Below are 15,233 nucleotides of genomic sequence, written 5' to 3' on the forward strand. Positions count from 1 at the left end.
TGTTTACTTGCCACTTTTCTCTTTAAAGGTTCTGTCTATACCGTCTTACTATGGTTTGTCATCCGTCATATGTTCACGTTGGAATGTTGCAATTTCTGCGTAGCGATCCTCTAATGAACGACTTAAGTTGATGAATATCGAAATGAGTTGTTGATACACTTTCACATTATCTTGGTTTGGTTTATGTTCATTTGTAGTACCGACCATCTCTTCAATAATAGAAAAATCATCAATTTCACCAAGTGCTTTCATTCCTAATACACATGCACCTAAACAAGAGCTTTCATAACTTTCAGGTACAATTAAATTCGTATCAAAAATATCTGCCATCATTTGGCGCCACGCTTCACTTTTCGCAAAACCACCTGTTGCTTTAATTGTCGATGGTGTTTCATTCATCACTTCGATTAGTGCAAGATATACGGTGTAAAGATTATAAAGTACACCTTCTAATGCAGCACGAATCATATGTTCTTTTTTGTGCGTAAGTGTTAATCCAAAGAATGAACCTCTAGCATCTGCGTTCCATAATGGTGCGCGTTCACCAGCGAGATATGGATGGAAAATCAATCCTTCTGCACCTGGTTTAACTCGACTAGCAATTTTTGTTAACATGTCATATGGATCAACACCTAAACGTTTTGCAGTCTCTACTTCACTCGCTAATAATTCATCACGAAGCCAACGTAATACGACACCACCATTGTTTACAGGACCACCTATAACATAATGATCTTCAGTTAACACATAACAGAAAATACGTCCTTTATAGTCTGTACGTGGTTGATCTATCACCGTTCTTATTGCTCCTGATGTTCCTATCGTCACCGCAACTTCACCTTTTTTAAATGCATTCACACCTAAATTGGAAAGTACACCATCACTCGCACCAACCACAATCGGTGTATTCTCATCTATGCCCATCAATGTTGCGTAGCGATGTTTCATACCTTTTAAAATATGTGTTGTTGGTACAACCTCTGGCAATTGTGTTTCTTCAATACCTAACAATTCTAGCGCTTCTTTATCCCAAGATAACGTTTCTAAGTTAAGCATTCCTGTAGATGACGCCATAGATTGATCTATAACAAATCGCTCAAATAATTGATAGAAAATGTATGTCTTAATATCTGAAAATGTAGCAGTTTGGTTGTATATTTCTTGTTGTTCGTGCTTCATCCAAAATATTTTAGCCAATGGTGACATAGGATGAATTGGTGTGCCGGTTCTTCGATATATTTCATTACCATTATGTTCATTTTTAATCTGTTCAGCATATTGGCTTGCACGATTATCTGCCCAAGTTAAATTTTCAGTTAATCGTTGGTTACTCGCATCCATTGCTATTAAACTATGCATTTGAGCACTAAATGAGATTAATTTGAGATCCTCTTTAGCGATATTAGCTTCTCTCATTACATATTTAACTGTCATTAACACTGCATCAAATAGCTCGTCTGGGTTTTCTTCAGAAGTTTCCACATTAGGTGTATGCAATGGATAACCGATATTGTGTTTCAATATAAATTGACCCTTTTCGTCGTATAGTACTGACTTCGTACTCGTTGTGCCTATATCGACACCTATCATGTATTTCATGATTTTTCCTCCTAATTCTTCACTTGGTTAAAATATTAATTTAACCAGAAACTGTCAACATCCTCACCAACATCATCAAAGTTGAGATGGAATGCTTCTCTAAGTTTTGCAGCATCTTGTTTCGCAACCGCTTCTATAAACACTTCATGATTACGATGAATACGCTCAAAGTCTTCTGGATTGTCGTTCATGCGTGTACGCATTGACAATAATATCAGCGCTTCCATTACCGGCCTTAAGTTATTCCAAAATGTTTTTAAATATTGGTGCTTTGAAGCGAGTATTGTTACTTCATGAAATTTCATATCATGTTCAGTAAATGCCTCTGCATCTTCGAATTTAACTGCAACTTTCATCATTTCTAATTGTTTATGTAATTCTTTAACAATTTGTTTATTATTCAAAGTTTTGATTCTACTAAACGCAAATGATTCCAACATTATTCTTAAATCATAAAGTTCCTTTTTCTCAGTATCATCAAAAGGCAATACTTCTGCGCCCATTCTTTCTAAATGTATCAATTGATCTTGCTTTAATAATTTAAATGCATCCCTAACTGGCGATCGACTAACATTAAATTCTTTAGCAATTTGATTCTCCGTTAATAGCGTATCTGGCGTTATTGTGCCCTCAACGATTCTTAAACGAATCTCTGCAGCAATCATTTCACCTTTCGAGACACCCTCTAACCATTGCTCTGGATATTTATAATTCATGATAACATCACCTCTTTTATCAACGCGATATACTTGTATACAAGTATAGTAATACACAAGTCTAGCATTTGCAAACGCTTGCAATAAATGTTTTCATCTTTTTTCGAATTAAAAAACCGATATGACAGTTCTTGAACCTGTCATATCGGTGAAAATTTTTATTTTTACTTCATAAAAAAATTGAAACATCAAGACTGATGAAGCTCAGGACACCCATGCCCTAGACGCAACAAATTAGAGTTTCAACTTTAATGTAGCCTTATTTAATTATCGAATACTTCAGAATGTATATTTTGCATTTTACTTTCAACCGTTGTTATTTCGTTTGCACATTGCTTTAATACATTTCTATAGTTCTCAGTATTTTCAGTGTTTTTATAACGTATTTTATGCTCTAAGCCTGCCCACATATCCATACCAATTGTTCTAATTTGAATTTCTACAGGCACAGTTTCTACTGAATTAGCCAAAAATACTGGAATGGCTACAACGATATGTAGACTACGGTATCCATTATCTTTGGGATTTCCAATATAGTCTTTACGTTTCAAGAGCTTCACATCTTCTTGCTTAAGTAATAATTCTTCTATAACATAAATATCATCTATATAATTACATATCACTCTAATACCTGCGATATCCAATATATTTTCTTTAGCTGACTCTGTACTTATCTCTAATCCTTTACGATTTAACTTTTTAATTAAGCTTCTCATTTCTTTAACACGCCGTTCCATATGATGAATTGGATTGTGTTTATACATTTGTTGGAAATTGTCATCTAATATATCTAACTTAGTACTAATTTCCTTAAGCGCTGACGAGTATAACTGTTCCAAAGCAACAAAACCTATTACCATATCAAATGCATCTTCTTGATTATTGATATTTTTTATACTCGCTCTAAATTCTTCCTTCAAATTGTCCATATTTAACGAAGGTTTACGTTCAATATACATATTTCGTTCCTCCCAAAAATCTGCTTAAATTATATTATAGCTACTTTCTATTTATTATCTAAGTAAAAGGATGTTTCAAATGTGATAAACTACACTTTTTTTAATGACCGTTATTTTGATATAAAACTTAAAGTTATATTTATAAAAAGTACTATCCCATTATGCTTAATGGGATAGTACGCTTGGTGATTAGCAATTATGTCCAAAACTACATTACTCTATGTTCTATTATTTCATGGGACTACTGAATATTTGAATGCTATTCATCTTTCTTGTGCTCTCTCACTTCTGTCGATCTGTTATCAGCAATATTACGCGCACGTTTCATCGCATCTTCTTTCTTGTCAAAACTATCGGAAGCTTGCTTAGCTCCATTTGTTTTAACCTTCCACTTATTGTCTTTATAATAAACGTGAACATCTTTATTATTTAATTCAGGATTCGCTGAATCATCTTTTTCATGTTTAGTTATTTTCTTGTTTTTCAATTCGTCTAATTCTTTTTTAGAAGCGTCTTTATACCAAGATTCAGCTTGTTTCGTCGCAATTGGTATAGCTCTATCTTCCTTATATCCGTCTTTAATCATCGCATTTCCAATATCTATTGCTTTTTTAAGTTCTAATTTTTCCATATTTTTCCAACTTTGTGGATAATCCTTCATTGTCCAAGGCATCAACTTCAACCTCCTACGCTATAATTTATGATTCGTCTTAATTATTGTTTACCACTACTAAAAAATTACAAACAAAGCAATATACACTTTCAATTAAAAACTCAAGCTAGATAATAATGATTAATTTCCTTAACGAACGGGAATTAAAGTATGAATCTAAACATTTCATACACTATATAAAGGAGGGGTATAATGACAAATATAGCGATAGGTTTAATTCCTTCACCTGACATGCCACATAAACTTATCAATAAGATTTCCGATTATCTAACTGATGATATCCAAAACCATGTAGATGATAAAACGCATTGGGAGCTTGAAACACATGTAGCTTCAATGGTTGGAACTGCTGAACATATGGATAAAACACTAGATATCGCATCAAATATAAAAAAGCAAAAGAATTGGGATTACACAATTTGTATAACTGATTTACCAAGTTTATCTAATAATAAAACTGTGATTTGTGATATAAACCTAGACGACAAAACAGCATTATTATCTGTTCCAGCATTAGGTGCTGTCAATTTAAAACGCAAGCTACGCCATTTCATAACATTTATTGTTCAATATTTTTTCACTTCGGGTTCAGATAAAAACCTTTTGAAATCAAAGTATTTTAAATTAACTAAATTCAATGAAGTTATACCAAATGAAGATAACAAACAAGATAATAGAAAACGTATCGTTTCTAAATCACCCTTTTTAGGTTGGTTTCATTTAATCTTAGGCATGACTTTTTCTAATGAACCTTGGTCTGCTATTTTAGATTTCAAAAAGATTATTTCAGTTTCCTTTGCAACCGGAACATATATCGCGATTTTCTCAACACCCTGGGATTTAAGCTTAGACTATGACTATTGGCGCTTTATTCTACTCATGTTATTATCTATAACTGGCATGGTAGGATGGTTAATATATTCATATAATTTATGGGAATATCCAAATCCAAAGACACAACAATCATATCGTTTCATTTACAATTTGACGACATTGACGACATTATTCGCTATTACAATTTTTAATTTTGCTGCGTTATTTATATTACTCACAATAAGCACATTATTATTTGTACCACCAGAAATCTTTTCTAGCTGGACCTCTTTGAATGAAAAACAGCCAACTTTCGTCAACTATATTAACCTTATTTGGTTTATAACTTCATTGGGTATTTTAGCTGGTGCCATGGGTTCAACGGTTGAAAATGCAGAAAAAATCAAACGTGTAACATATTCATTCAGACAATATTATAGATATAAAGAATTAGAACAAGACGACGATAGGACTAATAGTTCTAATCAAGCGTCAGATTACAATAATGGCAAAAAACTGTCACACAGTGAGGAGGATTCTAATGACAAATAGAACGATTGAAATCGGATTAGTAGCGGCACCAGGAATAACAGAAAAAATCGCTCACAATCTTGAAAATAACTTGCCAGACATATTAACAAATTATTTTGATAAAGATACCGAATGGAAAATTAACACAGTCGTTGATCCCCTTACCGGTTCTGCAGAAACTGCCAAAGAAATATTCGAGAAAATCGCTAACTACCAAAATAATAATAATTGGCAATACACCATAGGACTTACTGACCTCCCGATTATTAAAGATAATAATGTTATCGCTTTTGATATTAATAAAAGTAATGGTGCTAGTTTAATTTCCATTCCCTCCTATGGCTGGCGACCAGTTCAAAAACGTATACAAAAATCTATTGTTGGAATTATCGAAACTGTGAGCATGGCGCATTCCCAAGACTTACAAAAAAATAATAACAACGATAAACCTAGTCAAGAAAAATTAAAATCACAATTTCCACTTTCAACTTTAAAATCGCGAACAGAATATTTGGAAGACACCAATTCCAAACATACACATTATTTTGTTTCATCTAATACAAAAGGTTCTTTTCGTTTAATCAGTGGTATGACATTTGCAAATAACCCATTAAATATGTTGAGTAGCTTAAGTAATGTCGTAGCAATCGCATTCACTACTGGCGCTTTCGGTATCGTTTTTACTACGATGTGGAATTTAAGTTATGTTTATTCATCTTGGCGCATGTTACTTATGATGGTAGTCGCCATTTTGGGTATGATGTTTTGGATTATTGTAGCTCACCATTTATGGGAATCAAAAAAAGAAAGTAGAAATAAAAGAGTTACAATGTTATATAATTTGACGACAGTACTAACGTTAACTGTTTCACTTATAATTTATTATATAATATTATTCTTTTTATTCTTAATTGCTACTCTTGTAGTATTACCTTCAGGCTATTTAGGCCAAACTTTACAAATGGGTGGTTCCGCAACGTTAATCACTTATATAAATCTGGCTTGGTTTGCTACTTCTATATCAACAGTTGCCGGTGCAATTGGCGCTGGTTTGAACAATGAAGAACTCATATTAGAAAGTACCTATGGTTTTAGACAAAAAGAACGTTATAAAAAAATGGTAGATCAAGAAAAACAGCAAGAGCAGAAAAGAACTGAAGCTAAGAAAGATATTGAAGAGAAAAAACAAGAAGAAGAAAAGAAAGCAAAACAAGAAGGCGAAACTAAATAAAATCACTAGGGATAGTCTCACCTCAGACAAACGTCAGACTCCCGATCTCACTTAAAAAGCTTGTTTGACGCCTTAAAACAAATAAAAAAAGCAAGCCAACCTGTAATTTCATACATCTAAGGTTGGCTTGCTTTTTAAACTTGTGCTAACTTTACTTTTTGCCTAGCATTCATACAATTATTTTGAATACTCATCAATGATGTTTTAATGTGCATATACTGTGGTAGTTCTGGGACTTCTTGAACTTTAATATGCGAACCTCTTTCAAAATGTTTAGCTATATTTTCAAAAATAAGTAAGTATTCGCCCATTGTTTCATCATCTATATGATACCTTGCTTCATTACTCAAAGCCCTCGTAAGCATAAAGCTAATTTCTTCTAGAGCATAAATACTCGGATAATAATACTGTATGACCATCTTATTACTAAACAGTTCCCCATTTGCACTGTTATATACTTGCTTCATGTTATTGAGTTTCACACTTAACTGAAGCATTTCTTGTTTATCTTGTTCTCGTGATGAATATTTACTACTTGCAAACAAGTAATGGAATAATATGGCCTCGTCTCTTGCAACGTCTGCAAGTGTTGCTGGTAGCATAGATGAAGCTGTCTTTCTGCCTATTACTAGTAAACAAATAACTGCAATTGCAATACCAACAATTACATCAATCACACGTGGCAATGCAATTAAAATTGTTAAGTGGTTTGCTGCTATACCATTCAACAAGATCACTTGAATCGTTATAAAAATAACTGCAAATGAATAGTTAGCACCCACAAATACCTCTGTCACACCTGCTGCTGCAGCTAACAAGAGAATCGCAATTGGCAACGGTGGCGTAGATAATAAAACAAGAGATAATACAAGCACGCCTATAATTGTACCAAGACTCCTAGACCCAGCACGCTCAAAACTATGTAGCGTTGTTGAACCTAATAGTACTGTATGTGTACTTAAAGGAATCCAATATGCTTTTTCAAAACCAAACATAAGCGCTATAAAAATTGAAATAGCCATAATAACTGTATAGCGTAATGTATTTCTAAAAACAAATGAATCCAGCGTTAAATTCCTTAACATGCGGTGTCCGTATATAGGAACACGAATATCAATTTCATGTTCCACTCGTTCGTTACCTGCATTCATAATTGCATCTACTTTGAATATATTATCAATTAGATTTTGATATTGGTCGTCAATTTCCACTATTTTTGTCCATTGTTTTTTAAAATTACCTTCTGAGTATACAAGTTTAATTACAAAATCTGCCATTTCTTTGATTTCTTTAGGTAATGGACGTGTATTTTTTTCATTCAGCTCTAATAATTCTGAATGAATACCTTGTGCCGTATTATGAAGTAACAGCAAACGTTGAAATTCGGGTGACTCTTTAGATTTGGCAGTACTGGAAGTAATCAGCTGAGTGTCTGAATTTCTAAAAGCAGTCACTGCGAATTGTGAAGCTTTAGCGAATGCTTTCGAGTCATCAAAATTATAGATAAGTTGTTTAATGATATTATAATCATTTTTGATAGCTTTTGACTCTGCAGATTCTTTAGAGGTTATTATAATAATAGTAACAATTAATGTTGCTAATAAACCACCAACAAACATAGCTCCCCCTCTATATAAAGCTTCTTCTGGCGCTACAGGCAAGTTGATTGGTAAACTGAATGCGACAATAAAGAATGTTGATGAAGGCCCTGGGATGTTTAATGAACTGAATATATAATACGGGACCACTGCAACAATAAGTAGTAATACGCCAAAAATAAGTGGTTGATTTACCGTGAGCGTACCTAATATCATTGCTATGGATAATCCTATTGATGAGAAAAATACTATACGAAGTTTTGATTTAGATGATCCACCAAATACATATATGTGTGCTAAAGTACCAGTAGATATTAATAATCCTGTAGCAAGATGACCCATTAAATAACCAATAATGAGTGGGATAAACATTAATATAGCTTGTCTTAATCCTTTAGCAACATCGATTTTCATGGAATTAAATCGAACAAGTGACTTTAAATATTTAATCAATGTTGGTATTCATCTCCTTTAATATTTTATTTTTTTATTTTAATAAGTGTGGCCTTTACAAATTAAGTATTCAAAAAGCACATATAAAAATACGTTATTAAATAATAACGTATTAGGTCGTAAACACATGCAGCCTATTAATCTCAGCTTACTAACAATTCAATATTTAATTCAATATTTTTTATCGTAAAAATTACATATGTTCAACTTAAAACATCACTTTACCATTTTAACACTTTTCTAAAAATATTTTGGCGTATTTGATTAAACAATATCAAAGTCAATTTATTATAAACCCTTTCATTGTTTGTATGATGAAAGGGTTTATAACCTCCAGTACTTTATTCTGCTTCTTTAATGTCTTCATGAACGCTTGAATAATCGATATCTGTTTCTAAAAATTCATCATTATTCACAGGAAAGTGTTGTTCTAGTGTTGCTATATTGCTAAGTTCTACTGAACCACTATTAAGTTCAAAGTCTAAGACATGACCACCAAACGTTTTATTACTATCAACAAAATGTAAATGAAATCCTCCTGCAGCTACGCCATGAAATAATTGTGGAGAGTAAAATCCTACAATCGTACCATGCAATTGTTCTTGCGTATATTCAGGTTGTCTTTTAGCTGATTCTATTAATTTTGTATAAGGTCTTTCTTGTTTCGGCATCATTCTGACATGGACCATTTCAAATTTGCCGGTAATTTTAACAGCTATAAATATATTATTACTTGCCGCTTGGTGTTGAACTTCATTCAACACCGCTTCAGAGTCAGTGATATATCGAACATCAAATTGTTTATCCACTTTGAATGGTGTAACAGTAGAGAATGGTGTCATTTCGTGACCATCTAATTGTTTAAACTCACCATATTCATTGGCATGATATGCGATACCGTCTAATATAATAACTTCACCATCAGAACCAGTTAGTGTTCCTATACCTAAATCACCATGTTCTAAAATCTCGTCAATCGTAGCAGTACCTTCTAACAAGCCTGCCATCAGCGTACCTAGGGTTCCGTGTTGGTACAACATTATTGCTTCTCTCCTTACAAAAATATATATTATGCACTTTTAAAAATAGGGGTAATTTTATTATAGTTGCTTTCAATATAAAATTATACACCATTATACGATGTGAAAACAGCGCACTGTTTTCATTAATCTCATAAAAAATAATAAAAATCTAAACTCACCAAATTATGTGAGTTTAGATTTTTATTTTGAAATGGTGCTTTATTTAGTTTGTAAAACATTAATATCTGGTTTTGTAATCAAGTATTGCGTAACTTCTTTGAAAAAATTTTTAAAATGTTCTGTATTATTGTGTACTTCTACAGCTTCTTCATTCTCATATTGTTCTATAAAGGCAAATGTATTAGGCTCATCTGTGCGTTCAAAATGCTCATAATACAATGAACCCTCTTCTTTATTAGCTCCTAATACAAGCGGTTCTACTAGTGCTAAATACTGCTCACGCTTCGATGGATCAACTTTCATAATTGCATTTATGGTAACCATATTTTCTCCTCCTGGGTAGTCATTGTCTTTATTAATTTCCTAAAACTAAATATCCTAAACATTATACTTTTCTTTTTCAACTATGTCGATTATCACGCTTGCTAATAACGGACTTAGTAGTTCGTCGATATCCTCCATGAGTTCATCCAAAAGTCCTATACCTTTTTTATGTACATTTATCACAATTAGCTTATAATAAAAAAGTATTATTATCCGTTTATAGTTATAGCAAGTCTACTTATAAAGGAGCTAGATTTTCAATTATGGAACAAATACTTACAAATTTCATTAGTACTTGGGGATACACCGCCATTGCAATTTTAATATTATTAGAAAACGTACTTCCTTTTATACCATCAGAAATCATTTTAACGTTCGCAGGTTTAATGTCTGTTAAATCTGAATTATCACTGCCTCTATTATTTACGATTTCTACTATAGCATCACTCATTGGTTTACTCATACTTTATTACATAAGTAGACTTGTGTCGGAAACACGACTATACAAATTCGTAGACAAATATGGTAAGTGGATTAAACTTAAAGGAAAAGATATCGAACGCGCGAATGATTGGTTTAAAAAATATGGTGCGATTGCCGTATTTGTGTGTCGATTTATACCTGTATTGCGTGTACTTATCACAATCCCTGCTGGCATCAATCGAATGAATGTTGCATCATTTACGATTCTTTCTTTAATCGGTACGACAATTTGGAACTTTGCCTTAATATACTTAGGTAAAGCTTTAAGTGGCAGTTGGGACACTCTAATGAGTGGTTTACATACTTACTCGTATGTGATGTACGTTATCATCTTCATCGCAGCTATTTACATTTTATATAGATTATTCCAAAAAAATAGTGTTCATTAGCATAGCTAAATATCATTTTCATAAAAAGATAAGATACTTATTTTTTAAAATTTAATTCATCCTATTTTAAAACCAAATGAATCAACAAAAAAAGACTAACTCCCCCTTTGAAGTTAGTCTTTTATAATTTATAATTTCTCCCGCTTTAAACTAAATGAATGATTTCATAATCACTATAAAAGCATTAGTTTATTTGTTTAATTTTACTGTCATAATTTAAACCCCTTATTTAAATTATGTCTTATTTTTTCTTTTTAGCATCGTTAACAGTTTGACGTACATCTGCTAAATCAGCTTCAATATCAATGTCAGGTTTTTTAGTGAATTTACTTACTACAACCGTTACAATTAAACTTGTTAAGAAACCTGGAACGATTTCATATAAATTAAAGAAATCATTAATTTCACCAAGTGGTTTAACAAACGCAATCCATATAACTACTACAATTGCCCCTGATAACATACCACTTACTGCACCAGTACGACTTAAGCCTTTCCAATATAATGACAATAGTACAAGTGGTCCAAATGCTGCACCAAAACCTGCCCATGCATTACCTACAAGACCTAAAATTGTGTCATTTGGTGTCCAAGCAATCCAAAGTGATATAAGTGCTACAACGATTACTGATAAACGTCCCACCATAACAAATTCTTTTTGATGTTCCTTAGCTGCTTTCTCACCACGGAATAATTTATAAAAATCTTCTGTTAACGAACTAGATGTCACTAACAACTGTGAAGATATTGTACTCATAATTGCGGCTAAAATAGCAGCGAGTAAGAACCCGCCAACAAGCGGATGGAATAAAATTTGTCCCATTAAAATGAATAGTGTTTCAGGATCTTGTATTTCAGTACCACTTTGATTGATAAATGTGATACCTGTAAGGCCGACGCCTACAGCACCTAATAAGCTGATTGCCATCCAACCGATGCCAAAACGTCTTGCAGTTGGTAATTGTTTGATTGATTTGATAGACATAAAACGTACAATAATGTGAGGCTGACCGAAATAACCTAAGCCCCAAGCAAAGAATGAAATAATACCTACTGCTGTTGTTCCTTTAAATAAATCCAAGTTCGTAGGTTTTAATGTTGCTGCTTGTGATATTGTATCAAGTCCACTTAATTGCATCATAGCTACAATTGGTACCATTACCATAGCGATAATCATAACGACCCCTTGGAAAAAGTCTGTTAATGATACGGCTAAATAACCACCGAAGAATGTATATGCAATAACAATAACTGCTACTATTAGCATACCTAAGTGATAGTTCATACCAAATGCACTTTCAAATAATACCCCACCTGAAACCATTCCAGAATGAGTATAAAGCGTAAAGAATACGACAATAATTGCCCCAGCAATTATTTTAATAGAGTTAGATTTATCATCTAATCTATTTTTAAAGAAATCTGGTAGCGTAATCGCATCCCCAGCTTTCTCTGTATATACACGGAGACGTGGTGCTACAACAATATAGTTTATGTATGCGCCTATAGTTAGACCAATCGCTAACCACGCTGCTGATAGCCCAGTAGTATAAACTTCCCCAGGTAGTCCCATAATCATCCAACCACTCATGTCGGATGCACCTGCGGATAATGCTGTTACATATGGACCAATGTTTCTGCCGCCCAACATATATTCACTAACATTGCCTGTCGATTGTTTAAATCCATAGTAACCTATGCCTAATAAAACAATGAAATAAGCAATCAGCATAATATACGTTTGCCAGTTCGGGTCTACTTGACTCTGTAATGATGCTCCCAATGTAAACATTGAACAAACTCCCTTTTGTTATATGATTTTGTCACATGCATTCATTATACAAAAATTAGAGGGATTTTAAACCACTTATTAGAAACTTTTTTTGCTGTTTTTTTATTAAAAGGGCTTTATGACACTTTGAATGCTGGTATATAAGCATTTTAAACGATTTAAATTTAAAGTGTACTTTTTCTCTTTTAGTGATTTTAATCTTCTTTTACAATTCACAAAAATGTATGTTTTCCACAACTTTTATATAAATATCATTTTTACTATATTTGAGTAACATGTTTTTTTACATTATTCCTCTTGATAACCGCCCTTTTCTATTAATAAAATCATGTATATATTTGCTATCATTTATACTTTATTAAGCCGTTCTTTAGAATTTATGTACAGTTAATAATATAATAAGAAATGGACATAATAATTCAAATTAATGCTACAATAAAAACTATATAATGAAAGCGTTTTACATAATTATAATACAAAACATTACGAAAATCATACAACTGGAGTGACATAAATCATGTGTAAAACAACGGATAAAAGCGTTAAAGACAGATATTTAGATTTACTTTCAGAGCAATTCAATTCAAAAGAAGAATTAGCTACGGAAATCATTAATTTAGAATCTATTTTAGAGCTTCCTAAAGGTACAGAACACTTCGTCAGTGACTTGCATGGTGAGTTCCATGCTTTCCAACATGTGTTACGCAATGGCTCAGGGAATGTACTCTCAAAGATTAATGACATTTTTCAAGATACTTTAACACGTAAAGAAATTAATGAGTTTTCTTCTCTCGTATACTACCCAGAAGAAAAATTAAAATTAGTAAAAAATAATTTTTCTTCTAAAGCCGAATTAGATGAGTGGTATGTAACGACAATTAATCGTTTAATTAAATTGATTACATATGCATCATCAAAATACACACGTACAAAATTGCGTAAATCACTGCCTAAAAACTACGTCTTTATTATTGAAGAATTACTGTATAAAAGTAATAAATACAATAATAAACATTCCTATTACGAAACATTGATCAATCAAATCATAGAGCTTGAACAATCTGATGATTTAATCATTGGTTTATCATTTACCATCCAACATTTAGTAGTTAATCATTTACATGTTGTGGGTGATATTTATGACCGCGGACCTCAACCAGATAAAATTTTGGAAACACTTATTGATTATCCTTCAGTAGATATTCAATGGGGTAATCATGACGTTTTATGGATTGGAGCATATGCTGGTTCTAAGGTTTGTTTAGCCAATTTACTACGTATTTGCGCACGTTACAATAACTTAGATATCGTTGAAGATGCCTATGGTATTAATTTGCGTCCATTATTAACACTTGCTGAAAAGTACTACGACGGTAATAATACGGCGTTTCAACCTAAAAATCCTCAAGATTTAACCCAAGCAGAATTAGAACAAATTACGAAAATACACCAAGCTATCGCAATCTTACAGTTTAAATTAGAAGCGCCTATTATTAAACGTCGCCCAGCATTCGAAATGGAAGCGCGTTTAGTGTTAGAAAGTATCGACTATGCAAAAAATGAAGCTACATTGTACGGCAATACTTACACGTTAGAAAACACTTGTTTCCAAACAATCGATCCCGAAGACCCTAATAAACTACTTGAAGAAGAAGAAGAAGTGATGAACAATTTATTATTATCTGTTCAACAATCAGAAAAATTAAAACGTCATATGACTTTCTTAATGCAAAAAGGTAAGCTCTATTTGCCATATAACGGCAATTTACTTATCCATGGTTGCATTCCTGTAGATGAAAATGGTGAAATGGAATCTATGACTATAGACGGTGAAAAGCGTTATGGTCGAAATCTATTAGACTACTTTGAAACTCATGTCAGAAAAGCATTCGATAATAAAGAAATCGAAGATGACTTAGCAACTGATCTCGTTTGGTATTTATGGACTGGTAAATATTCTTCATTATTTGGTAAACGGGCAATGACAACTTTCGAACGTTACTTTATTAGTGATAAATCAGCACATAAAGAAGCTAAAAACCATTATTATTATTTACGTGAAGATGTAAATATGTGTAAAAAAATGCTGAAAGACTTTGGATTAGATCCAGAACAAGGCCATATTATCAACGGACATACCCCTGTAAAAGAAATTGATGGTGAAAATCCAATTAAAGCAGAAGGTAAAATGATTGTAATCGACGGCGGCTTCTCAAAAGCTTATCAATCAACAACTGGCATCGCGGGCTATACCTTACTTTATAACTCATTCGGTATGCAACTTGTGGCCCATAAACATTTTAATTCGAAAAAGCATGTTTTGCTTAACGGTGCTGACGAACTTTCGATTCGTCGCGTTGTAGATAAGGAATTACAGCGTAAAAAGATTCGTGACACAAATTCAGGCCAAACCATTCAAGAAAAAATTGATATCTTGAAAGAGTTAATGCATGACCGCTTCGTAAATTAA

At 32.7% G+C, this 15,233-nt stretch carries 12 protein-coding genes; 4 read left to right on the forward strand and 8 right to left on the reverse strand.

Translation table 11 applies throughout. From position 1 onward, the window contains the following. Nucleotides 1-48: 48 nt before the first annotated feature. The 4 genes from gntK to ACA31_RS11075 all read right to left on the reverse strand — a co-directional run bounded on the left by gntK (nucleotide 49) and on the right by ACA31_RS11075 (nucleotide 3,947). Complete coding sequence (gene gntK / locus ACA31_RS11060) at nucleotides 49-1,599, reverse strand: gluconokinase (RefSeq protein ID WP_057513374.1); 1,551 nt, start codon at nucleotides 1,597-1,599, stop codon at nucleotides 49-51. Between the two features lie 35 nt (nucleotides 1,600-1,634). Next, a complete protein-coding gene (locus ACA31_RS11065; RefSeq protein WP_057513375.1) occupies nucleotides 1,635-2,315 on the reverse strand; it encodes a GntR family transcriptional regulator in 681 nt (226 codons plus the stop codon). A 263-nt stretch (nucleotides 2,316-2,578) separates the two neighbouring features. Continuing rightward, nucleotides 2,579-3,274 carry a GTP pyrophosphokinase gene (locus ACA31_RS11070; RefSeq protein WP_057513376.1) on the reverse strand — a complete coding sequence of 232 codons (696 nt, stop codon included), beginning with the start codon at nucleotides 3,272-3,274 and terminating at the stop codon, nucleotides 2,579-2,581. A 259-nt stretch (nucleotides 3,275-3,533) separates the two neighbouring features. Then, nucleotides 3,534-3,947, reverse strand: a complete 414-nt coding sequence (locus ACA31_RS11075) for a DUF2188 domain-containing protein (RefSeq protein WP_057513377.1) — start codon at nucleotides 3,945-3,947, stop codon at nucleotides 3,534-3,536. A gap of 192 nt (nucleotides 3,948-4,139) precedes the next feature. Here ACA31_RS11075 and ACA31_RS11080 point away from each other — a divergent pair, with 192 nt between their 5' ends. Further along, nucleotides 4,140-5,312, forward strand: coding sequence for a hypothetical protein (locus tag ACA31_RS11080; protein ID WP_057513378.1), 1,173 nt, complete (start codon nucleotides 4,140-4,142; stop codon nucleotides 5,310-5,312). Next, nucleotides 5,302-6,522, forward strand: coding sequence for a hypothetical protein (locus ACA31_RS11085; RefSeq protein ID WP_057513379.1), 1,221 nt, complete (start codon nucleotides 5,302-5,304; stop codon nucleotides 6,520-6,522). Before ACA31_RS11080 ends, ACA31_RS11085 begins: the two co-directional genes overlap by 11 nt. Nucleotides 6,523-6,656: 134 nt before the next feature. Here the strand turns inward: ACA31_RS11085 and ACA31_RS11090 are convergent, their stop codons facing one another. From ACA31_RS11090 to ACA31_RS11100, 3 genes are all read right to left on the reverse strand, one after another. After that, on the reverse strand, nucleotides 6,657-8,573 hold the full coding sequence (locus ACA31_RS11090; protein WP_156393459.1) for an FUSC family protein: 1,917 nt from the start codon (nucleotides 8,571-8,573) through the stop codon (nucleotides 6,657-6,659). Between the two features lie 341 nt (nucleotides 8,574-8,914). Then, entirely contained in the window at nucleotides 8,915-9,613 is a 699-nt protein-coding gene (gene budA, locus ACA31_RS11095) for an acetolactate decarboxylase (RefSeq protein WP_057513380.1), read from the reverse strand. Between the two features lie 201 nt (nucleotides 9,614-9,814). Beyond that, nucleotides 9,815-10,099 (reverse strand): putative quinol monooxygenase, encoded by a 285-nt coding sequence (locus tag ACA31_RS11100; protein ID WP_057513381.1) that lies wholly within the window; start codon nucleotides 10,097-10,099, stop codon nucleotides 9,815-9,817. Between the two features lie 263 nt (nucleotides 10,100-10,362). On the opposite strand from ACA31_RS11100, the gene ACA31_RS11105 reads away from it, so the two are divergent. Further along, nucleotides 10,363-10,971 (forward strand): DedA family protein, encoded by a 609-nt coding sequence (locus ACA31_RS11105; RefSeq protein ID WP_057513382.1) that lies wholly within the window; start codon nucleotides 10,363-10,365, stop codon nucleotides 10,969-10,971. Between the two features lie 241 nt (nucleotides 10,972-11,212). Here the strand turns inward: ACA31_RS11105 and putP are convergent, their stop codons facing one another. Beyond that, on the reverse strand, nucleotides 11,213-12,763 hold the full coding sequence (putP, locus tag ACA31_RS11110) for a sodium/proline symporter PutP (RefSeq protein WP_057513383.1): 1,551 nt from the start codon (nucleotides 12,761-12,763) through the stop codon (nucleotides 11,213-11,215). 517 nt (nucleotides 12,764-13,280) lie between these two features. On the opposite strand from putP, the gene ACA31_RS11115 reads away from it, so the two are divergent. After that, nucleotides 13,281-15,233, forward strand: coding sequence for a fructose-1,6-bisphosphatase (locus ACA31_RS11115; protein ID WP_057513384.1), 1,953 nt, complete (start codon nucleotides 13,281-13,283; stop codon nucleotides 15,231-15,233).

The sequence above is a fragment of the Staphylococcus sp. NAM3COL9 genome, assembly GCF_001431205.1.
Lineage (GTDB): Bacteria > Bacillota > Bacilli > Staphylococcales > Staphylococcaceae > Staphylococcus.

What these genes read in the sequence shown, in the direction of transcription:
- gntK (WP_057513374.1), bottom strand. Translation starts at nt 1,599, where the DNA reads ATGAAATACATGATAGGTGTCGATATAGGCACAACGAGTACGAAGTCA.
- ACA31_RS11065 (WP_057513375.1), bottom strand. Translation starts at nt 2,315, where the DNA reads ATGAATTATAAATATCCAGAGCAATGGTTAGAGGGTGTCTCGAAAGGT.
- ACA31_RS11070 (WP_057513376.1), bottom strand. Translation starts at nt 3,274, where the DNA reads ATGTATATTGAACGTAAACCTTCGTTAAATATGGACAATTTGAAGGAA.
- ACA31_RS11075 (WP_057513377.1), bottom strand. Translation starts at nt 3,947, where the DNA reads ATGCCTTGGACAATGAAGGATTATCCACAAAGTTGGAAAAATATGGAA.
- ACA31_RS11080 (WP_057513378.1), top strand. Translation starts at nt 4,140, where the DNA reads ATGACAAATATAGCGATAGGTTTAATTCCTTCACCTGACATGCCACAT.
- ACA31_RS11085 (WP_057513379.1), top strand. Translation starts at nt 5,302, where the DNA reads ATGACAAATAGAACGATTGAAATCGGATTAGTAGCGGCACCAGGAATA.
- budA (WP_057513380.1), bottom strand. Translation starts at nt 9,613, where the DNA reads ATGTTGTACCAACACGGAACCCTAGGTACGCTGATGGCAGGCTTGTTA.
- ACA31_RS11100 (WP_057513381.1), bottom strand. Translation starts at nt 10,099, where the DNA reads ATGGTTACCATAAATGCAATTATGAAAGTTGATCCATCGAAGCGTGAG.
- ACA31_RS11105 (WP_057513382.1), top strand. Translation starts at nt 10,363, where the DNA reads ATGGAACAAATACTTACAAATTTCATTAGTACTTGGGGATACACCGCC.
- putP (WP_057513383.1), bottom strand. Translation starts at nt 12,763, where the DNA reads ATGTTTACATTGGGAGCATCATTACAGAGTCAAGTAGACCCGAACTGG.
- ACA31_RS11115 (WP_057513384.1), top strand. Translation starts at nt 13,281, where the DNA reads ATGTGTAAAACAACGGATAAAAGCGTTAAAGACAGATATTTAGATTTA.